Source organism: Pseudomonas sp. MWU13-2517, assembly GCF_023242545.1.
In the GTDB taxonomy this organism is placed as follows: Bacteria; Pseudomonadota; Gammaproteobacteria; order Pseudomonadales; family Pseudomonadaceae; genus Aquipseudomonas.
On the sequence record NZ_JALMFA010000002.1, the window covers coordinates 179,654 to 200,431 of the forward strand.

A 20,778-nucleotide genomic window follows, 5' to 3' on the forward strand; every position below is an offset into this window, starting at 1 on the left:
TTTATACCGTGGGCGCCAGGGGAAGGGCGCAAGCTGACAAAGTTGTAATCTAACAGTCAGCTGGCTGGCAGCGGCGTAATCTTAGAGTGTGGGTCAAGCGAGTCACACATTTTTGGAGAAGAGCGATGGCGTTGCGTACACCCCTGATTCTGGCGGGTTGCTTGTTGGCCTTGAGTTTCGATGCAGCTGCCGATGCAGGCCACACGTTCGCATTTGGCCAGCCGGCGCCGGCGAGCAAGGCCACGCGTACCGTGGAAGTTGTACTTCAGGACATTTCGTTTTCGCCCAAATCGTTGCACGTAAAAGCCGGTGAGACGGTGCGCTTTGTACTCGTTAACAAAGGCCAGCTGCTTCACGAATTCAACCTGGGCGACGCGGCGATGCATGCCGAGCACCAGAAGGAAATGTTACAGATGCAGGCCAGTGGCATGCTCACCGCGACCGGCATGGGCAAGATGGATCACAGTGCCATGGGGCATGGTGATAAGGGCGGCATGCAGCATGATGACCCCAATAGCGTGCTGGTCGAGCCGGGTAAAACCGCCGAATTGACGTGGACGTTCAGTAAAAGTACCGGCCTGGAGTTTGCCTGCAACATTCCCGGGCACTACCAGGCGGGCATGGTCGGCCAGATCAACGTCGATTGATCCGGTGCCGTTTAGGCGCGGGGGTAAAGACTGGTAGACTGGCGCGATTTATTTAGCCAGGTTTCCGCCATGCATCCCGCAGCCGAACATTCGCCGCTGGGCAAGTCCAGTGAATACATCTCCACTTACACGCCGTCGTTGCTGTTCCCGATCCCTCGCGCTGCCAAGTGGGCCGAGCTTGGCCTCAGCGCCGAGACTTTGCCTTACAAGGGCGTGGATTTCTGGAACTGCTTCGAATTGTCCTGGCTGCTGCCGTCGGGCAAGCCGGTGGTGGCCATCGGTGAATTCAGCATCCCGGCCGACTCGCCGAACATCATCGAGTCCAAGTCCTTCAAGCTGTACCTCAATTCGCTGAATCAGACCGCCTTCGCCGACACCCAGAGCCTGGAAACGACGCTGCGCGCCGACCTCAGCGCCGCCGCCGGCAAACCTGTGACTGTGCGCATCCGCAGCCTGGCCGAGATCGAGGCCGAGGGCGTGATGGCATTGCCGGGTGTGTGTATCGATGGCTTGGATATCAGTGTCAGCAACTACGAGCATCCGCGCCCCGAACTGCTGCGCTGCGATGCTTCGCGCATCGTCGAGGAGAGCGTGCACAGCCACCTGCTCAAATCCAACTGCCCGGTCACCAGCCAGCCCGATTGGGGCAGCGTGGTGGTGGAGTACCGTGGTTCGGCGCTGGATCACGCGAGCCTGCTGGAATATATCGTGAGCTTTCGCCAGCACTCGGACTTCCATGAGCAATGTGTGGAGCGCATCTTCCTGGACCTGCAGCGCCTGCTGAAGCCGGAGAAGTTGACGGTGTATGCGCGGTATGTGCGCCGTGGCGGGTTGGATATCAACCCGTATCGCAGCACTGAGGATGTGGCGTTCCAGAACGTGCGCCTGGCTCGTCAGTAGCCTGCACGCGAAACCAATGTGGGAGGGGGCTTGCTCCCGATGGCGGAGTGTCAGTCACAGCTTCTGTGTCTGGCCCTCTGCTATCGGCAGCAAGCCCTCTCCCACAGTTGGATCTGCGCTTGGCTGGCGGGGTAGATCAGATCCCGATATTGCCCAGCGTGAGCACGATATTGCGCAATGTCCCGGCAATGCCTGGATGATCCAGTTCAAAACCCTCCACCGCCCGGTTTACATCGTCAGCAATGCTGGGTGTCTGAGTCGCCGGTTCCAATTCAAGTTGCACTTCGAATCGGGCGATCAACTCTTCCAGCGCTTCACGTTTTTCGAGCGAGAGCGGCGGGTCCTGTTCCAGCTGCCCGCGCAGGATTTCGACCTGTTCTTCCAGTTTTTTGCGATCAGGCATGACGTTTTTCCTTTTATCGATAGGCACTGGCATAGACCGCGGCACGCCGGGAAAGGTCTACGGGCTGACCTGTAGATTAATCCACCGGCGCCGGCTGTGCATGATCTCGATCAGGGCTTCTCGCCTTTGAGCCGGCGCAGGCTGATGTCCGCCAGGCAGGTACCAAGCTCGCCCAGGTGATCGATCACCGAGTGCACGCCCAGCCCATATAACGCCACTGTGGCTTTGCCGCGCTTGTGCTCGCGCTGTTGCTCTGTGAGTGCCTGCCATTGCTCGGGCGCCAGGCCACAGAGTGACCCGCAGGACGCCAGGCCGATGGTCCACAGCCCGGCATTCAGCCCTGATTGCAGCAGGCGTGGCTCACCGCTGACCAGTACGCAGCCGTCCAGGCGTTCGATGTTCAATTCCATCAAGGCTTGCCAGCACGCATGAGGCGCAGGCCAGCGGATGGAGGAGGGCGGTATTGCTTTCAACCAATCAGGTAATTGGGCGGCCAGTGGCTTGGTCACCGCGGCGGGCAGTTCATCCAGCCAGGCACAGGGCACGCCCTGCTCCTTGAGGCTACGCAGGATCTTCAGCGCGCCAGGGGTAGCTTGGGAGTCGAGAGATGACGAATCGGTGCGTGCCTGGGAACCGAAGTCCACCAGGCAGCCACTCAGGCCGAACAGTACGGCAGTCAGGGCCGGGGCGCTGGAGACGGCAATTTCGGCGTGAGGCATTTCAACATCCCTGAAATAGTTGTGACGCTAGCGAGGCGGTATGACAAGCAGATGACATCGGCAGGTGATTGTAGGAATTTTGTGCATTTTCCATATGACGTTTCCTACTGGCTGCCTAAATTGTTACTTCCGTCATATACTGACGGCCTTCTTCAGGGCATAGCGCCCATGACAGACTATTCAAGGAGCCAAAGCTATGCGCTGGAGCCAGTACTTCGCTCAGCTATCTGTGTGTGCCACTATTTTAATGGCCCCGTTCGCCGCCCAGGCTGCGTCGGAAGACGATCCATGGGAGAGCGTCAACCGCCCGATCTTCACCTTCAACGACACCGTTGACACTTACGCGCTCAAGCCATTGGCCCAGGGTTATCAGTTTGTCACCCCGCAGTTCATGCAGACGGGCATCCATAACTTCTTCCGCAACATCGGCGATGTCGGCAACTTTGCCAATGACGTGCTGCAGCTCAAACCGCATGCGGCCGGTGTCGACACCGCTCGCCTGCTGGTGAACACCACATTCGGTGTGCTGGGCTTTATCGATGTCGGCACCAAAATGGGGCTGCACCGCAACGATGAAGACTTCGGCCAGACCCTCGGCTACTGGGGCGTTGGCAGTGGTCCTTACGTGATGCTGCCGTTGCTGGGGCCGAGCACCCTGCGTGATGCGCCGTCCCGATACGTCGACACCTACACCCAGCCGTATCGCTACATGAACGATATCGGCTGGCGTAACAGCACCTTCGGCCTGAACATTGTTGATACCCGTGCCAGCCTGCTCGACAGCGAGAAGTTGATCACCGGCGACAAGTACACCTTCATCCGTAATGCGTACCTGCAGAACCGTGAGTTCAAGGTCAAGGATGGCAAGGTCGTCGACGACTTTTAAGCCGTGACATTTTTGAAATGGAAAAAGGCGACCCTTAGTGGTCGCCTTTTTTGTGGATGGCTTTCAGCGCATTTTCAAGATCTTCAGGCCCAGGTGCTGCTCATCGCCCATGGCCTTGGTCCACACCACCTCGGTGTCCGCCTCCAGCCCCTTGAGGGCCGGATGCTCTGAATCGATGCGTACGGTCAATGGGTCACCCACGTTGAACTGGCGAGGGGCCTGCACCTGCATGCCTGAGCTGGAAAGGTCCAGGCAAACCCCGGCTATCTCCTGCCCGGCGTGGATCAACGACACATCGGCATCCACTCGCATGCGGATGAAGTCGCGTTTTTCGGCGTAGTCGCGCTCGTGTTCGCTCATGGGTTCCATCCTTACTTTGTGTTGTGGTGTTGGCTGTTCTTATAACTCCCGGTGATTTGCGGTGTAAAGACGCCCGGCGACCATCGGCATGAGCTTGAAACCCCTGACGGATGGGAGTACCGTCTGCGCCTTAGAAGGGCACCTCTGCTTTACAGTTGTGCGTGGGTTAATTGCCTATGCTTTGTAGGACAGAGAGGCTAGAAAGCGAATCCAGTACGTGCGCCCGGCCATTGTCGAGCCACCTACGCCAACCTAATTCTGGCGCCGTTTGCCCACATGCAGAAAACCAGTGCCACGCTGCTGATAATCGATGACGACGAAGTAGTGCGCGCGAGCCTCGCGGCCTATTTGGAAGACAGTGGCTTCAGCGTCCTGCAGGCCAGTAATGGCCAACAGGGTCTCCAGGTGTTCGAGCGCGACCAGCCCGACCTCGTGATCTGCGACCTGCGCATGCCCCAGATGGGTGGCCTGGAGCTGATTCGCCAGGTGACTGAGCGTGCCCCACAGACGCCGGTGATTGTCGTGTCCGGTGCCGGCGTGATGAACGATGCCGTCGAGGCCCTGCGCCTGGGCGCCGCCGACTACCTGATCAAGCCCCTGGAAGACCTTGCCGTGCTGGAGCACTCGGTGCGCCGCGCGCTGGACCGGGCACGCCTGCTGGTCGAGAACCAGCGTTACCGCGAAAAGCTCGAGAGCGCCAACCGCGAGCTCGAGGCCAGCCTCAATCTGCTTCAGGAGGACCAGAACGCCGGTCGCCAGGTGCAGATGAACATGCTGCCGGTCAGCCCGTGGAGCATTGACGAGTTCAAGTTTGCCCACCAGATCATCCCGTCGTTGTACCTGTCGGGTGATTTCGTCGACTACTTCCGTGTGGATGAACGACGTGTAGCGTTTTACCTGGCCGATGTTTCCGGCCATGGCGCATCATCTGCGTTTGTCACCGTGTTGTTGAAGTTCATGACCACGCGGTTGTTGTTCGAATCCAAGCGCAATGGCACCTTGCCGGAATTTACCCCCTCCGAGGTGCTGGGCCACATCAACCGAGGCCTGATCAGCTGTAAGCTGGGCAAGCACGTGACGATGGTCGGCGGCGTGATTGATGAAGAAACCGGTCTTCTGACCTACAGTATTGGCGGTCACCTGCCGATGCCTGTTTTATACACTCCCGACAGTGTGCGTTACCTGGAAGGGCGTGGTCTGCCCGTAGGCTTGTTCAATGAAGCCACCTACGAAGACCACATCCTGGAACTGCCGCCGACCTTCAGCCTCACGCTGATGTCCGACGGTATCCTGGACCTTCTTCCAGAGCCTACACTCAAGGAGAAAGAAGCCGCCTTGCCCCAAAAGGTCAAGTCGGCGGGCGGCAGCCTGGATGGCCTGCGGCAAGTGTTTGGATTGGCCACGCTAGGGGAGATGCCGGATGATATCGCCCTATTGGTGTTGAGCAGGAATCTTTGATGAGTACCGGAAGAATCCAATTCGCCGAGCAGGACGGGACATTTGTCCTGAAGTTTGTCGGTGAAGTGCGCCTGACCTTGTGTTCGGCGCTGGATGCGACGATTGAGCGGATCTTCACAGCGCTGAACTTCTCGGCGATCGTGATCGATCTGACCGAAACCCGCAGCATCGATAGCACCACGCTGGGCCTGTTGGCCAAGTTGTCCATTCTGTCTCGGCAGAAGGTCGGCCTGTTGCCGACTGTGGTCACCACCCACGAAGACATCACACGTCTATTGCAGTCGATGGGCTTCGACCAGGTGTTCAACATCGTTGACCGCCCGATCCCATGCCCTGAATGCCTGACCGACCTGCCTTCGCAAGACCAGTCCGAAGAAATCGTGCGGGTCAAGGTGCTGGAAGCGCACAAGATCCTGATGGGCTTGAACGAGTCCAACCGCGAAGCCTTCCACGACCTCGTCAACGCCCTGGAACGCCACTGACCTGCAGCTGAAAATCCCGTCCAGCTGTGGGAGCGGGCTTGCGAGCGTCGGTCTCCAGATTGACCCACCCTTCGCGCCCTCAGTTAAGCTAAGCCTGGCTTGAGTCCGGGACAAAGGCACAAAAAAAGGGCGGCACCCGTAAAGGTGCCGCCCTTTTTGCCGCCTGCGCTTTTACAGCTTGGCCGACAACAACGCCTCCAGCTTCTCTTGGTCCCGAGCAAACTGCCGAATACCCTCGGCCAGTTTCTCAGTCGCCATCGCGTCTTCGTTGGAGGCCCAGCGGAACGCTTTCTCGTCCATATGAATACGCGCCTCACCGGCCTGCCCGGGCGCCAGCTTACGCTCCAGCTTGCCAGTATCGGCTGCCAGCTTCTCCAGCAGATCCGGGCTGATGGTCAGGCGATCACACCCGGCCAGCTCCTCGATCTGGCTCAGGTTACGGAAGCTCGCACCCATCACTACAGTCTTATAGCCATTGGCTTTGTAGTAGTTGTAGATGCGCGTCACCGACTGCACGCCCGGGTCATCCGCGCCGGTGTAGTCGTTGCCGTTGGCCTTCTTGTACCAGTCGTAAATACGGCCCACGAACGGTGAAATCAGGAACACCCCGGCTTCGGCGCAGGCCACGGCCTGGGCGAAGGAGAACAGCAGGGTCAGGTTGGTCTGGATACCTTCTTTTTCCAGCTTTTCCGCCGCGCGGATGCCTTCCCAGGTGGAGGCGATCTTGATCAGCACACGGTCACGGCCAACGCCGGCTTTGTCGTACAGGTCGATCAGGCGGTGCGCCCGCTTGAGAATGGCGGCTTCGTCGAACGACAGACGGGCATCCACCTCGGTGGAAATGCGGCCCGGTACCACTTTGAGGATTTCTTGACCCACCGCCACCGCAAAGCGGTCGCTGGCCAGGCCCACATCGCCATCGCAGTCTTTTACGCATTCATCCAGCAGCTTGGCATAGCCCGGAATCGACGCGGCCTTGAGCAGCAGGGAAGGGTTGGTGGTGGCGTCTTGTGGCTTGAGCTTGGCGAGTGCCGAGAAATCGCCGGTATCGGCAACGACAGTGGTGAATTGCTTGAGTTGTTCCAGCTTGGAAGTCATGGGCGTGCTCTGTCCTATGGGTCTGGTGACATTACCCGAGCACCGGCAGGCGCTCAAGGGCGCAAACGTGTTCGAGCGTTTGCGAGGGCGATAACCTGAAAACAGCCGTTTGAATGACCGGCCTTGCTGATCAATAGGAGGGCAAAACCGGTGGTAGGTTCAACCGGAGTGACCGCAGGCTATGCCACAGCCTTTGAGTCAATTTTAAGCCAATTTAAATAGCTGAATTCAATACTTTGAAGTTGTGAAAACTTTATTTCTTATAAGTTTGCTTGTTGCTGTTTTTGCTTGTGCTATACCTGAATCGCAGACGCTGAATACGCCGATAAAAACTCTGATGACTTAATTGTCCGCGGCGAAGTGCGTGTGTGCCTTCCCATTAATTATCTGCTTGTCCGCCAGTGAAAAAGTAAAGGAGAGACGTGATGAAATGGAATGTATCAACGCTAGTCGCTGCCATGGGCTTTATATGTTCAACGGTGGTATTTGCCGATGTAACAGTGCAGCAAGCCCTCACCGCCGGTTGCTACGATAACCAGGAGATGCGCGATATCATTGCCACCGCCAAAGCCGGCAGACCGATAGGCAGTCGTACCCTCGAGAAGGAAAATGAACTGACCTCGACCTATGGCGGGAAGATCACTGATTCCAGAGTGACGGCGCCTGCCACCTGGGTGTACCGCGCGTATGAAAACGCAGACACCAACAATTGGCATGTCCAGAAGCTCAAGGCCGGGGTTATCTATTCCAAGGCTCAGAATGACCTGGATAAATACGTCAAAGGAGGCGGCACACCCCAAGAGTACTGGGCCATCGATGGGCCTGACTTGCATGCGCTGGGTTTTAACGGTGCCACCTTCACGACAATGCGACTGCTCGCATTACAGTCCAGCGACACCCCGAAAAGCCAGTTCGTGAGTTTTGCATTGGACTACGCCACCACCGGAACCTTTGGGAATGCAGTGTATGCACTACAAGTGAACCCGAACTCTCCAATTCTGGGGTTGGTTAACTGCAAAACACCAGGCGGCGAAGTTCAATTTCAAATTCTAGGCGGCACAACATTCAGCACGCTATACCGCAAGGTTAGAACCGAGAAAGATTGGAAAAAGTATAACCGCGACACCGACCAATGGGTAACTGTTCCCAAAGGAACAGTGCCGGAGAACTAAGCAACATTGCAGCAAGGGCCGGCAGCGTATGCCGCGCCCTCGCACTTGCCCAGGCTAGGCCACCGCTCAAATTGCAAGGGCTAGCTTGCCTGCGATGACAGCCTCACAGCCACCGCTGCCTTGCTGAGATACATAAATCCAAATGTGGGAGGGGGCTTGCCCCGATAGCAATGTGTCCGTCAATCCAAAACCAACTGATCCCCAGCCGCTAACCAATCACCGCCCCTCCAACAATTCCCCAGCCTGATCCAGCAAAGCCAGCGGGTCAGCCGCCTTATGAATATCCACCGACAACAACTGCCTGAACTTGCGCGCCCCCGGGAACCCGGTGCCCAGCCCCAGCACATGCCGCGTAATATGGTGCATCGTCCCGCCGCTGGCCAAATGCTCAGCGATATACGGGCGCAACTGCGCCAACGCCTGCGCCCGGCTGATCACCGGCGCCTCACTGCCAAACAACTGCTGATCCACCTCCGCCAGCAAATACGGATTGTGATAAGCCTCCCGCCCCAGCATCACGCCATCAAACGTCTGCAAATGCTCATGGCACTGCTCCAGCGTCTTGATGCCGCCGTTGAGATTAATCTCCAACTCCGGGAAGTCCCGCTTCAACTGCGCGGCCACGTCATAGCGCAATGGCGGAATGTCGCGGTTCTCCTTCGGCGACAACCCTTCCAGAATCGCAATCCGCGCATGCACCGTAAAACTGGTGCACCCCGCATCCCTCACCGTGCCGACAAAATCACACAACTCGGCATAACTGTCCCGCCCATTGATCCCGATGCGATGTTTCACCGTCACCGGAATCGATACCGCATCCCGCATCGCCTTTACATAATCGGCCACCAAGGCTGGGTGAGCCATCAGGATCGCGCCGATCATATTGTTCTGGACCCGGTCGCTGGGGCAGCCGACGTTCAGGTTCACCTCATCGTAACCGGCAGCCTCCGCCATACGCGCGCACGCCGCCAAGTCGGCTGGAACGCTGCCACCCAATTGGAGGGCAAGCGGGTGCTCGGCTTCGTTGTGGCGCAGAAAGCGCTCGTGATCGCCGTGGAGGATCGCGCCAGTGGTGACCATCTCGGTGTAGAGCAGGGCGTGCTTGGAGAGCAGGCGCAGGAAGAACCGGCAGTGGCGGTCGGTCCAGTCCATCATCGGGGCGACGGAGAAGCGGCGGGAGAGGGGAGCGGTTTGTAGGGGCATGGGGGAATCTAAGTCAGCGAGGCGAATGGGCGCAGTTTATCAGGGATGGGTCTTGGGTGTCGGGGAGGTGTGAAGCGCTCCTGACCATATCGCACGTAACGTTAACGGATGAAATATACCGACGATCAGAACCGGCCATTGCCTCAGATATCGTGATCTGCCCCCTATATAGCCCTTCCTTCGATAGACAGCACTCCGCCGATAGGAAATCGATCTGACGCGCGCTCAGCCTAACGTGCTTGAGGCGATCCAGGCCATAAAACATTTTTGGGGTGAATCAGCCAACTGTTGGAATATGTATATACTACGAAAATTGCGATTTGTAACTATCTGGTTAGTGTGAAGAGGTCGTTTAGGTTAGATGAACATAACTGATCTGCTTGAACGTTTGAAAGAGACCAGTTTCGAGATGACACAAGTCTATATAGACGAAGCTATTCTTCTGCATTTTGATTTGATAATGAAAAGCTATCGAGAAAAGCCTTTTTTCTATAAGAATCTTTTAAAGTATGACAGGTTCATGGTGGCCCTATCTTTGCTGAGTTTTAGCTATAAAGATGAAAAAGTCCCCTTGTCGACAGTAAAAGCTTTTTGCCAGAGGCGAGGTTATATGTCTCGCAACAGTCTGGATACTTATTTCTCATTTTTGGTTTTAAGTGGCTATATGGACGTTCAGCTACACGTTCAGGATGGACGCCAGCGTAGTTTTCAACCTACGGATAAAACGTTGTACGATGCCACGCAGTTGATCAAGTCGTACTTACTGCCTGCGCAGATGATCTCTCCGTACAATAGTTCGTTGTCGGGATTAGAAAGGTCAGCGAATTTATTACGGGTTTTTGCTCGTGGGTTTGCCAAAATTCTTGAATCAGATTTGCTGCTCGATAAGATGCTCCCTGAAGCAAAATGGATTCTCAATCGGGACGGCGGTCACTTGCCAATGCTTGCGCTTTATACCGATGCCCTGCGAAACGGATCGCTGGAAACCGGTTACAACGTCTCGTCCTATGTTCAAATTTCGTCGAACTTGGGCGTGTCAAAAACCCACATGCAACGCATGATCAAAGAGGGAGAGTTACAAGGTTACTTCAAATGTAATAAGCGGCTAATAGAGTTGAGCCCGGCATTTGTCGAGCTGATGAGGCGGGCCATGTCAATATGTTTTTCGGTTTCTCGGGTAAGTATGGAATTAGGCGTTGCTGAGTACGAGGATGAGGGTAATTCTGTTTATATCTGCAGTTTTTAGGGTGTGAACCTGATGAAGATGCATTATTTTTAATTCGCTCTCTAGAAAAATATGTACATAAAACTGTCCTTTTTTGCGCTCGCTCCTACCGGATGTCAGTATGTTTAATCGTCGAGTCAAGAATGCTCTGTTTGAACATCAAGGGAAACTAACGGAGTTGCTCGGTACGCTCGCCGGCATCGATTCGGTCTTTCTCTCAATACACGTTGATGGAGCTGGGCGAATTATTTCGGCCAATCAGCGATTTGCAGAGACGCTAGGGTATTCTTTGGAAAGTCTGTCGAGCATGGCAGTGAGCGACATCTCAAATGATCCGCAAAGAAAATTCGCTCCGAGCCTATGCGCTATAGATCAGCAACTCTATCGCGCCGCCGATGGCTGCACTGTTGCACTTAGTATCGGTTGGGTCAAAGCGGCGAACCGAACGTTCCAAGGCTACGGCATTGTTGCGCCTCCCCTAGCGCGGGACGAACAGGACGCCATAGAAATATTTAGCGCGCTGAATCGTTCAATGGCGATAATTCAATTCAACCTTGCAGGTGAGGTCGTTCATGCCAACGAGTCTTTCGTACAAGCTATGGGGTATAGCGCTGCGGAGTTACAGGGCAAGCATCACCGTATTTTCTGCTTGGCGCAGGACGTGGCTTCGGCGCACTACTCCGAATTCTGGAAAACACTAAACAGAGGTGTGTTCCACGCTGGGCGCTTTTGCCGGGTTGATAAAGGCGGAAAAGTGGTGTGGTTGGAGGCCACTTACAATCCCATCAAGGACGCTTCCGGCCGGATTTATAAAATAGCCAAATTCGCCAGCGTGGTGACCGAGCAAGTTGAGAAAGCCGAAGGAGTCAAGCAAGCCGCTACTATGGCTTACGACGTGTCGTTGGATACCGACGTAAAAGCGAAAAGAGGCATCGATCTGGTCGCCGATTCGATTCGCGGTACGCAAACTATTGCGCAACAGATGGCCTCAGTGACCGACAGCATGACCGCTCTTGAATCGCAGTCGCAGTTGATCGGTTCTATAGTTGATACCATTGGGTCCATTGCCTCCCAGACCAATCTTTTAGCGCTTAACGCTGCTATAGAAGCGGCACGCGCAGGTGAGCACGGGCGAGGTTTTGCGGTAGTGGCGGATGAAGTGCGCAAACTCGCCGGCCGCACCAGTTTAGCAACGCAAGAGATTACAGGCGTGGTCCTGCAAAATCGTGAATTTGCTGGTCAAGCCGCGTTGCGCGTTCAGTGTAGCAGGGACCAAGCCGACGTTTTGCTGGAGTTATCCGAGCAGGCACGCATGGCAATGGCGGCTATCCAGTTTGGCGCTGAGCAAGTCGTGAAAGCAATTGGTAGGGTCACCAGCGACCTGGATTGAATTTTTTGTGTTCCTCGCATTAATTCTTACTGTTTCATAGATTGCAGGCACCGCGATTGTTACATGCATTCTTTTTCAGATTAATAAGATCGACAGTAGTAGAGAAAAATCTGCGTCATGGATGAGCTCTGGCCCTGACATTAAAATATCCAGGTGGTTTCGAAAGCGGAGTTTAGGATGCCGGTGATTTTCAAGATCAGATCAAGAATGCGAACGCTACTATCACCCGCAGTTACCAAGATTGAATTGGTGGGGCTGGTTGCTTGGATAGTTGTTTTGTTGATTGATCCTATGACCACGCTGGATCTGCCAAATATTACGGTTACAATCACTCTGTTATTGGTCTGGAATATCCACTGTAAAACCGCTTATTTTTGGGTGTGGAGAGTACTCGGCGGTGTATATATTTTTTTGTTGTCATTAGGTTTTGGGCATGTTATTGCCGCGCATATTGAGTTGCGCATCTTCGCACTTCCGCTTGCTGTAATTATCGTAGTGAGTAGCGCCATTTTATTTGTTGCGGTGCAAGATTATTTATTGTCCGCAGTGCTGGTTTGGGCAGTAATGTGGCCCTCACTCGATCTCGGTTTGTATAGTGGGCTCGGGATTTATCTGGGCATTTTTAGCATCGCTTCCATGTTTATTGGCGTTACACTTAGTTTTACCTATTTGAGAAGCATGCGTTCAATACTTTTGAAAGAAAGTGAATTCAGAGCATTGGCGGAGACGGATTTTCTTACCTCTATACTTAACCGGCGTGCCTTCATGGATACCTTTCAACGCTCATTGGCAGAAGGTCGCAGCGGCTATTTTATTATGTTGGATATCGATAGCTTTAAGCAGAAGAACGATCAGTACGGTCACGATATTGGGGATAAGATCTTATGCGCTATGGCGTCTTGCCTGAAACTTACCCCGGGCAGCCACAGTGTTGGGCGGATCGGTGGCGAAGAGTTCGGTGTCTTACTATTGGGCGACGATGACGCCGTTGCGCATGAATATGCAATGCACTTATTAGCAAACATTCGTTGCAGTGTCTTGCCTCCACATCAATATACCTGTAGCGCGGGTATCGCGCAATTTTCGGCAATATCAGACATGTCAGCAGTGCTTAAATGCGCAGATATTAATATGTATAAAGCCAAACATGATGGCAAGGATAGGGTGTTTCAGAACGGCAAACGGATCGGGCCGTAGCTTCTTGCGACTATATAATAAGGCTTGACTGGATGACGTCTATGTTGACGTTGCACACCTTTACTTTAATGTTCTTGAACCGTTCGATTCTGAAAACTTTCTTCGGTCTTCGTTCAAGCAAATCCGAGAGTGAATAATCATCTGGCATGTGTACTACCTCATCGAGAACGGCTAAGCATAGCAGGGGTCTACCAAATTTATGCTTGCTTAGAATTTACTATGAGACTGATCTATCAGTGCTCGATAGCAGAGCTAGTGGTTTTGAGGACTATATCCAATCCTTCATGATGGCGACGGTGAAGCGGCGGGAGAGGGTTTGCGGTTGAGCTATGACTGAGGGCATTGGAATCTGGGATGGAGAATGCGAAGGGGGGCTGTTGATCAGGAATGGTTCAGAGGGGGCTGGGTGTTGATAGTGCGACGCGGGTATCTATCTGAACTTAGCTGCGATGTCGGTACTCACGCGGTGTTACGCCGGTATGACGCCTGAAAACTTGAGCGAAATGGCTCGGACTTGCATATCCAACGTTGAGGGCGACGTTAAGGATGCTGAGATCGGACTCCAGAAGTAGCTGACGTGCCACCTCCATTCGCATATGAATAAAGTACTGGGAAGGGCTACGTCCCGTTGCCTTTCTGAACATGCGACTGAAATGCGAAATGCTCATGCTAGCTTCTGAGGACAGCCTGCCTAAGTTGAACGCGCTATCCAGCCCAGCATGCATGGCGGCTATGGCCCTATGAAGTTTGTAAGCAGGCAAGGCATTCATGCGCGTGGACGAGTCAATACTGTCCCCGTAGCCTCGGACTAAATGCACGGCCAGCGCCTGGGCTACTCCTTGTAAATACAAAGAGCTGGCTTGTTCGCTTGAGGTCATTTCGTGATAGAGGGATCTCATGAGTCTGGAGATTTCATCGTCTCGCTCCCCTGATGCCTCCCGAAGCCTCATTGTCCCACCATGGCCAGCAAATACATCCCTAGCGGCAAGATCCAGTAGCCCCTGGCTGAGATAGACATGTATTACCTCAAAGCCCCCATCGCTTGCTGTTTGCCATCGCATTTCATAGGGAACGGGCGACATCGTCAGAAAAAAGTCGTCAGTTGTGACGGCGTTGGATATCCAATCTTCTTCCCCAACGCGCTCTTCTACAATCGCAGCGCCTGAAACGACCAGAACAAGCAATGGCTCTGCGACGGCGGGGATCGTTAGATTCTGTAGGGTGGTTCGATGCCTGAATATTTGTACTTGCACCTGAGAGTTAACGCTTTGGCCGATAGGCTGATGGGCGGTAGCGGGCAGGTAATCTGGCATTTTATGGGCAGGAATACACTCCTGATGAGTTGAAAGAATTGGCTGTCTGAATTTTTCCATGGCGTGGTTTCGCGGGCGATGGTTGGACAGGGTACCTAGCCCTGGCAACAAATAGCAAAATCCCGACAGTTCGGCAAAAACGCGTCAGATCCTAGCTCACGGATAGGAGAAGGTGACGTTGTCTACAGCGGCAGTTCTTGCTGCTGGACGCCTGCCTTGGAGATAGAGATGGCTTCTGATACGCGTGGTGAGTTCGAGGGTCGAGTAGCTCTGGTAACCGGTGCAGCTAGCGGAATTGGTCGAGCTGTCGCCCTGATGCTGCATGAGCGTGGGGCTAAAGTAGTCGCTGAAGACAAAAGCCCGACGGTCGAGCAGCTCGCCAAACCTGGCCTGATTCCGCTGATTGCGGATATCACCCAGGATGGCGCTGCCGAAACAGCAGTGGCTACAGCGATAGCGCATTTCGGCCGTTTGGACATATTGGTCAATAATGCTGGGATAATTATTAACAAATTAGTCGTGGATATGACACGTGACGACTGGGAGCGCATCCAGGCGGTCAATGTTACCGCCGCATTTTTACATGCTCGGGAAGCCGTAAAGGCGATGATCCCGAATCGAAGTGGGGCCATCGTCAACATCGCCTCCTACGCTACTTACCAGGCGTTCCCTACGATTGCTGCCTACACCGCCTCAAAAGGAGCGCTGGCCCAGCTTACGCGCACGCTGGCCTTGGAGGTCATTGACTACGGTATTCGCGTCAATGCAGTCGGATCTGGGGATGTGGTTACTAATATCTTGAACGATGTTGTGGATGACGGCCCTGGATTCCTAGCCCAGCATGGCGAAAAAACGCCCATCAAGCGTGCCGCTCAGCCTGAGGAAATCGCAGAAGTGGTCGCCTTCCTGGCATCGGAGCGGGCGTCTTACATTTTAGGAGCCGTAGTCATGGCAGACGGAGGGATGAGCGTCCCTGCAGGCTCTTGATAAGGCCTTTTTCGGTAACTTAAGCCATGTTGACCGACCGGGCTTGCGATCCTATTTATGCGACTGGTTGATTAGGTCGTATCACCGAAACATGGTGCCTTGCGCGGACGGTTACGTTGAGCATTCCAAATTGATGCTTGCTTGGAAATTGCTAAGAGATCCACTGCTTAATACTTTAAGCCAGACTGCCGGCGGTTTGAGAAGTGCTATGTCCAAACCGTCATGGAGCGACGGAAAAGCGTAGGGCCATGCGAATATCTGAAATTGGACTTGATCGACGGCGGCTCTGTTTCATCGAAAATCCTTATTTTTTTGAGATGGAAATAGAGCGGTAGATTCGCTGATGTCATGGTAGTGGCGTAAGGGCACCTGCAAGGATGAATGCTTTCTTTTTCGAAAGAGTGGTAAAAAAGTGGTACGGGATGAGGTGTGCGCCAGTTTTCTCAATACATATTGGGGGAGTGCATAGAGTTGGTCCAATCCATCATTGGGGCCACACTAAACCTTCGACCGTAAACACGTTGTCCAAGCCTGGATCAAGCGACGGGAGATGAAGCTGGCCCCTGTCAGGTGTTATTGAACGGGCGATAATAGAGTGGCTGGGCAGGATGCGTGACATCCCGCATGGCCACCGGTGGGTTACTTGGACTAACGGGTTTCCCTTGCAGGCACCACAAAGTGATACGTCCAGAAACGTCCGTTTCATATTAACTGATAAGGTGGTTTTTAAACCCCTGCTCAATTAAGTACTTCCAGGCCACCTGGACTTTTTTCGGTAATTCTTCTTCGATTTGAAATCCCTGTTTTGGATACACCATAATACGCTGTATATCGCCCACCATTTCATCGATTAATCCGAGCACTCCCACCTGATTGGAAGTTTGCTCAGGGAAACAATACCTCGGAGCATCAACCCACGCGTCAAGGCCCGCCCACTGGATGGGTAAAGTCAATTTTACTCGGCGGATTGAGTTTGGCTTGGTAAGAAAAGTCGCGCTCTTTATCTGCGGGAACATTTCTTTGGCAAAGGCAATATTTTCAGCAAAGTTAGTTGCTCGTTTTTCCAGGCTGAATTGCTCATGTAAAACGCCGAGGTCTAGTGCACGCTGAGCAAAAATTTCGGCTTCAGTCTTATCCCATAAGTGTCTAGTCCAGTTCCCGGTATTGCCTGTGAACAATAAATGCTCAGCCACTCCCTTGCGAAGCAATTCGCAAGCGTAATCGCAGACACGAAGATCGTACGATCCACAGACTACTAACAAGTCACACTTTTTATGCTGACGTCCTTCAGATAAGAACTCCCAGAGAATAGCGGCATACTTTAGTGTTGATGTCATTAAGAAGTTAAACTCCTAGAGCTATGGTTGCCGAGAATCAGGCCATTTTCATTAAAAAGAGAGGTTGGTGCCAAACTTTCTATAATTGGCAGGGCGTTAAAGTCGGTGTACACCGCCTTGGCGCCGTAGTTGCTTAGCGAAAAGTCATTGCTGATACCGAGACAACATGCGCCACTGCTTACAGCTGACTGCACACCGCTTACGGAGTCTTCGAAGACAAGGCACTCATTTATGGGGGTGTTTAGCTTTCGAGCCGCCAGCTGATAACAGTCAGGCGCTGGCTTTCCATTGCTGACATCCTCGCGTGAGACTATACATTCAAAGGTAGCTTCTAGCCCATGATGATCGAGTACGTAGGCGATACGAGCGGGCCAACTACTGGTTACCAATGCCAACGGAACTGAGCGTTCCCGCAATTTAGAAATTAGCTTTGCCACCCCAGGTACCAACAAACAGACTGCGACCTCTTCAGCCGCATCTACTTGTTTTTTGATTATGCTGCGGGTGGGTTGGCTGAAGTTAGGAAAGAGGGCTTGAAGAGTATACTCCCCTGGCCGACCATGGATGTGTTCATGAATAAAATCCTGACTAATTTCAACGCCGTACTCGCGCGCCACGCTAGTCCAAGCATGCTCAATAACTTCCCGTGACTGAATAAGAACGCCGTCCATATCAAAACAGACCGCTGTAAACGTGTGTGCCATCATGTTTAGAATTCCGCATTTTTTGATGAGCGATTAAGGCCAGTAGCGCGCCGAGTAAGGCTATAATTGCCATTACATAAAAAGAGCCATTGGGCATTATCTCGTAAAGGTAGCCGGAAAGAGGCGTGGCCAGCCCCATTGGTATTGCTACTGCGAAAGAATAATAGAAACCCTGAGTTAAAATCTGGATGTCTTGCGGAGCGTGATCGCGGATAAAGCGCATAATTGCCGTGTGATAAGCAGCAAAACTCAGCGCGTGCATGCACTGTCCTATAATGATTAGTGATACAGCGTCGCTATTAGAGAAAAACGCCCAGCGAAGCGATGCACATAAACTGGATAGAACTACGATAGATAGCGGAGAGAAAAATCTTAAAATTTTGTTTGAGAATGCAAAGTATGTAATTTCAGCAAACACAGCGACTGACCAGAATAATCCAACTGTAGTCGATGAGTAGCCTTTAAATCCCCAGTTTATTGAGATTGTGGCAAAATATAGCGTGTGACTTAATTGGATTATGCCTGCAGAAGCGATTGCAAGTAGCAGTATTTTGTTTTCGAATAAACGTCTCCAATCTGGCTTTTTAGCGATCTGAGTATTGCCAGATAATTTAGTATTTGGAATTCGATGTCTTAGCCATAGGCAACTCAAGCCTGTAAAGGTCATGCTTGCAGCAGCGATGACAGGCACCCAGGAAAGCCCATAAATAGTAAAAAAAATACCACCCAGTGTCGACATTAAAATAAATGCTGAAGAGCCAACCGCTCTTACCCAGCCGTAGTTTTGAATGGACTGTTTGTCTCGTTTGAGCAGATACGACTCGGACAGAGGCAGCACGACCATCCATACGCCGCCGAACGAAATGCTCAGCGCGATAAAAGTGAATAGAGAGGAGGGTAGGAAATAAAACAGCAGAGTACTCACTGCTGCTGAAAAACTTAGTAGTGCGGCCAGGTAAATTTGATCTACACGCCAGTCCGCGACGTAAGTAATCAACACCCCTGTTGCAATTTGAGGCCAATAAGCTGCCGCGATCAGCAAACCTATCTGGCTGGTGCTAAATCCTAGGGTATCCAGCCAGGTTGGCCAGAATGGATAGATAATGCCCTCAGCTGCAAAAAAACCAAAAAATATCATGTACATCGGGTCACCAGATAAAAACAGTAGAACACCAGCTTTGAAAAAGGGGCTTTATAAAGCCCCTAAGCGAATCGGTTTTACTCAAAACGCTGTAATGCGAAACTGTTCTTGTTTTTACGCCATACGATTAACGACTCGCTCATAACTACCAAATCGACCATGCCTTCCTTAAGGGCAGCCAAGGCATCTTGTGACGAGCATACAATCGGCTCTTCATGACGATTGAAAGAAGTGTTTATCAAAGCAGATTGCCCTGTTCGAGAGTGCCAGGCATTTAGGAGCTTGTGCATAAACCCATCAGCCTCAGGACGAATTACCTGCGGTCTAGCGGTACCGTCAATATGCACGACAGCGGGGCTGGCCTCGATAAACTGCGCATGGCAATCATATGTCATCGTCATGGTATCAGCGGCAACCTGCTCTTCGGACCAGCCGATATAGCATTCGGCGGCCTGCTCGACAGCTGTCACTGGGCCGAATGGCATAAACTCAGTTCGGTGCATCCGTTTGTTGAGCCAGTCGTTCACATCAGCGTCTTTGGCATGGTAGACGATACTCCTGTTGCACAGCGACCTTGGGCCAAACTCCATTTTTCCTTTGAACATTCCTAGAACCTGGTTTTCCATTAAAGCATCTACGAGCGTTTCAATGATATTGCTCGGGTTGTGATAACCCAATTCAGGATAGTCACGATTTATGAGGTTTATATTTTGTGAAACACTACGTGCTGATGGGCCCAGCGTCATCGCCGGGTTTTTGAATCGAGTGCCGTTTTCCAAGTAAGCAGCACCCACTGCAGCAGCCAATGCTAGGCCACCGTCTCCCATGCATGGCAGCACATAGACGTTACTCACGTTAGGGATTTCTCGTAAACGCTGGTTAAGCTTCACGTTGCCAAATACACCACCAGCTAAACAAAGGTTGCTAGTCCCTATATTTTCTAGATGGTAAGTTACGACTTTGACAAGCATGTCTTCAACATGGCGTTGAACGGCGGCTGCGATATCTTCCGGTTTTTCCTGCGCTAGTAAATTCTGTAATGTGTCGCTATAACCATTATATGAAGGCAGGAAAAGGTCTCCGCATTTGGCTCTGATGCGCCCATCCTCGACATTAATCATTTGTCGCATCACGCCAAGCAATTTCTCAGGATCGCCGAATGCAGCCAACCCTGTGATCTTACCTTCATGACGATTAGGTTTGTAACCTAGTAGATGGGTGATACGTCCGTAGAAGTACCCCAAACTATCAATGCTTGTTTCACGCTGTAATACCGTGGTTTCGTTGGGTGTGTAATGTGTTAGCGTCAGTGATTGGAAATCACCTCGCCCATCACATGTCAAGGTTAAAGCTTCATCAAAGGGGGAGCATACATAAGCACCCAACGCGTGGCATTCATGGTGGTCTATGTAGTAGGCGGACAACGCGTTATCTGAGATAAACTTATCGAACTCAGCTCTTTTTTCCTTGTCATTGTTGATTTCGTCAGCAATACGTTTACGAAAAAGAGGTAGCCCATCAGGGTTGTTCTTGACTTCATCTACAATACGGTCGAAATATAAAGGTAAGTGCTTTTCAGCTGTGAAGCCTGCGTTCCAGCCATAGGCCACATAGTCTACGTCCTCTAAACTAATACCCGCTTCACTCAGTACAAATGAAATAGATTGCGCAGGCCAGACTTTGTCATCTTTGATACGGGTAAACCGTTCTTCACTTACCGCAGAGAGAATTCGGTCGTCGCGGACCAGGCAGGCACCTGATAAATCATTGTTGGTAATTCCTAAAACTATCATAACAACTCCATGTTTTGCAGTTCAGTGATTATCAGAGATCACTGCATCAGTACCGCCCATAACTCTGTCCTCAGAATATTCCCTGGCGTCCAGTGGACCGTTTAATAGTCCCAAGTGGGCGATCCTGCCCTCTGACGAAAAAACCGTAGCACCGGATTGTGACGCTCCTATGAAAATTTTCCATAAGAAAATTCTGACATGGCTTTTGGTTATAACTATGGATTGCCCGAAAATTCAGTTAAATCCTTGTGGCTGTGGCTTCACGTCTTAAGCCCATATGCAGAAGCTGTCCCCCAATTCCACCGCATACCTCAAAATAATAATGGCGTGCTTTGTCAAAAGTGTTTAATTCTTAGCTTGGCC

Annotated in this window: 20 protein-coding genes; 10 read left to right on the forward strand and 10 right to left on the reverse strand. The window is 52.4% G+C overall.

Annotated elements, in window-relative coordinates; genetic code table 11:
- The first annotated feature begins 125 nt into the window (after nt 1–125).
- Together M5B97_RS03390 and queF are read left to right on the forward strand one after the other, a co-directional pair.
- The gene (locus M5B97_RS03390; protein WP_248730740.1) at nt 126–647 is read left to right on the forward strand and encodes a cupredoxin family protein; all 522 of its coding nucleotides are present in this window, start codon (nt 126–128) and stop codon (nt 645–647) included.
- 69 nt (nt 648–716) lie between these two features.
- Nucleotides 717–1,547 carry an NADPH-dependent 7-cyano-7-deazaguanine reductase QueF gene (gene queF, locus M5B97_RS03395; RefSeq protein ID WP_248730741.1) on the forward strand — a complete coding sequence of 277 codons (831 nt, stop codon included), beginning with the start codon at nt 717–719 and terminating at the stop codon, nt 1,545–1,547.
- 136 nt (nt 1,548–1,683) lie between these two features.
- Here the strand turns inward: queF and M5B97_RS03400 are convergent, their stop codons facing one another.
- Nucleotides 1,684–1,950 (reverse strand): DUF4404 family protein, encoded by a 267-nt coding sequence (locus M5B97_RS03400; protein ID WP_134659650.1) that lies wholly within the window; start codon nt 1,948–1,950, stop codon nt 1,684–1,686.
- 110 nt (nt 1,951–2,060) lie between these two features.
- Nucleotides 2,061–2,669 carry an HAD family phosphatase gene (locus M5B97_RS03405; protein ID WP_248730742.1) on the reverse strand — a complete coding sequence of 203 codons (609 nt, stop codon included), beginning with the start codon at nt 2,667–2,669 and terminating at the stop codon, nt 2,061–2,063.
- A 196-nt stretch (nt 2,670–2,865) separates the two neighbouring features.
- On the opposite strand from M5B97_RS03405, the gene M5B97_RS03410 reads away from it, so the two are divergent.
- Complete coding sequence (locus M5B97_RS03410) at nt 2,866–3,555, forward strand: VacJ family lipoprotein (RefSeq protein ID WP_123715117.1); 690 nt, start codon at nt 2,866–2,868, stop codon at nt 3,553–3,555.
- 63 nt (nt 3,556–3,618) lie between these two features.
- Here M5B97_RS03410 and M5B97_RS03415 read toward each other — a convergent pair whose 3' ends face one another.
- Entirely contained in the window at nt 3,619–3,915 is a 297-nt protein-coding gene (locus M5B97_RS03415; RefSeq protein ID WP_134659654.1) for a PilZ domain-containing protein, read from the reverse strand.
- 276 nt (nt 3,916–4,191) lie between these two features.
- Here M5B97_RS03415 and rssB point away from each other — a divergent pair, with 276 nt between their 5' ends.
- Together rssB and rssC are read left to right on the forward strand one after the other, a co-directional pair.
- Nucleotides 4,192–5,373, forward strand: coding sequence for a two-component system response regulator RssB (gene rssB, locus M5B97_RS03420; protein WP_134659656.1), 1,182 nt, complete (start codon nt 4,192–4,194; stop codon nt 5,371–5,373).
- On the forward strand, nt 5,373–5,855 hold the full coding sequence (gene rssC, locus M5B97_RS03425; protein WP_010212025.1) for an anti-sigma factor antagonist RssC: 483 nt from the start codon (nt 5,373–5,375) through the stop codon (nt 5,853–5,855). The genes rssB and rssC overlap by 1 nt, the downstream gene beginning before the upstream one ends.
- Nucleotides 5,856–6,026: 171 nt before the next feature.
- On the opposite strand, the gene tal is transcribed toward rssC, so the two are convergent.
- Nucleotides 6,027–6,953: a transaldolase gene (gene tal / locus M5B97_RS03430; RefSeq protein WP_248730743.1), complete on the reverse strand. Its 927-nt coding sequence runs from the start codon at nt 6,951–6,953 to the stop codon at nt 6,027–6,029.
- A gap of 425 nt (nt 6,954–7,378) precedes the next feature.
- Here tal and M5B97_RS03435 point away from each other — a divergent pair, with 425 nt between their 5' ends.
- On the forward strand, nt 7,379–8,125 hold the full coding sequence (locus M5B97_RS03435; RefSeq protein WP_248730744.1) for a hypothetical protein: 747 nt from the start codon (nt 7,379–7,381) through the stop codon (nt 8,123–8,125).
- 216 nt (nt 8,126–8,341) lie between these two features.
- Here the strand turns inward: M5B97_RS03435 and dusA are convergent, their stop codons facing one another.
- Nucleotides 8,342–9,328: a tRNA dihydrouridine(20/20a) synthase DusA gene (gene dusA / locus M5B97_RS03440; RefSeq protein WP_248730745.1), complete on the reverse strand. Its 987-nt coding sequence runs from the start codon at nt 9,326–9,328 to the stop codon at nt 8,342–8,344.
- A 361-nt stretch (nt 9,329–9,689) separates the two neighbouring features.
- Here dusA and M5B97_RS03445 point away from each other — a divergent pair, with 361 nt between their 5' ends.
- The 3 genes from M5B97_RS03445 (at nt 9,690) to M5B97_RS03460 (ending at nt 13,140) form a co-directional block, all read left to right on the forward strand.
- Entirely contained in the window at nt 9,690–10,574 is an 885-nt protein-coding gene (locus M5B97_RS03445; protein ID WP_248730746.1) for a helix-turn-helix domain-containing protein, read from the forward strand.
- Nucleotides 10,575–10,674: 100 nt separating this feature from the next.
- Nucleotides 10,675–11,943, forward strand: coding sequence for a PAS domain-containing methyl-accepting chemotaxis protein (locus tag M5B97_RS27610; protein WP_283100841.1), 1,269 nt, complete (start codon nt 10,675–10,677; stop codon nt 11,941–11,943).
- A gap of 177 nt (nt 11,944–12,120) precedes the next feature.
- Nucleotides 12,121–13,140: a GGDEF domain-containing protein gene (locus M5B97_RS03460; protein ID WP_248730747.1), complete on the forward strand. Its 1,020-nt coding sequence runs from the start codon at nt 12,121–12,123 to the stop codon at nt 13,138–13,140.
- Between the two features lie 440 nt (nt 13,141–13,580).
- Here the strand turns inward: M5B97_RS03460 and M5B97_RS03465 are convergent, their stop codons facing one another.
- Nucleotides 13,581–14,513, reverse strand: coding sequence for a helix-turn-helix domain-containing protein (locus M5B97_RS03465; RefSeq protein WP_248730748.1), 933 nt, complete (start codon nt 14,511–14,513; stop codon nt 13,581–13,583).
- 168 nt (nt 14,514–14,681) lie between these two features.
- Here M5B97_RS03465 and M5B97_RS03470 point away from each other — a divergent pair, with 168 nt between their 5' ends.
- Nucleotides 14,682–15,440 (forward strand): SDR family oxidoreductase, encoded by a 759-nt coding sequence (locus M5B97_RS03470; protein WP_134659672.1) that lies wholly within the window; start codon nt 14,682–14,684, stop codon nt 15,438–15,440.
- 707 nt (nt 15,441–16,147) lie between these two features.
- Here M5B97_RS03470 and M5B97_RS03475 read toward each other — a convergent pair.
- The 4 genes from M5B97_RS03475 to M5B97_RS03490 form a co-directional block, all read right to left on the reverse strand.
- The gene (locus tag M5B97_RS03475) at nt 16,148–16,777 is read right to left on the reverse strand and encodes a YdcF family protein (RefSeq protein ID WP_248730749.1); all 630 of its coding nucleotides are present in this window, start codon (nt 16,775–16,777) and stop codon (nt 16,148–16,150) included.
- The gene (locus M5B97_RS03480) at nt 16,777–17,484 is read right to left on the reverse strand and encodes an HAD family phosphatase (protein ID WP_248730750.1); all 708 of its coding nucleotides are present in this window, start codon (nt 17,482–17,484) and stop codon (nt 16,777–16,779) included. The genes M5B97_RS03475 and M5B97_RS03480 overlap by 1 nt, the downstream gene beginning before the upstream one ends.
- Nucleotides 17,450–18,625: an MFS transporter gene (locus M5B97_RS03485; protein WP_248730751.1), complete on the reverse strand. Its 1,176-nt coding sequence runs from the start codon at nt 18,623–18,625 to the stop codon at nt 17,450–17,452. Before M5B97_RS03485 ends, M5B97_RS03480 begins: the two co-directional genes overlap by 35 nt.
- Before the next feature lie 74 nt (nt 18,626–18,699).
- Nucleotides 18,700–20,415: a carbamoyltransferase C-terminal domain-containing protein gene (locus M5B97_RS03490; RefSeq protein ID WP_248730752.1), complete on the reverse strand. Its 1,716-nt coding sequence runs from the start codon at nt 20,413–20,415 to the stop codon at nt 18,700–18,702.
- Nucleotides 20,416–20,778 lie beyond the last annotated feature (363 nt).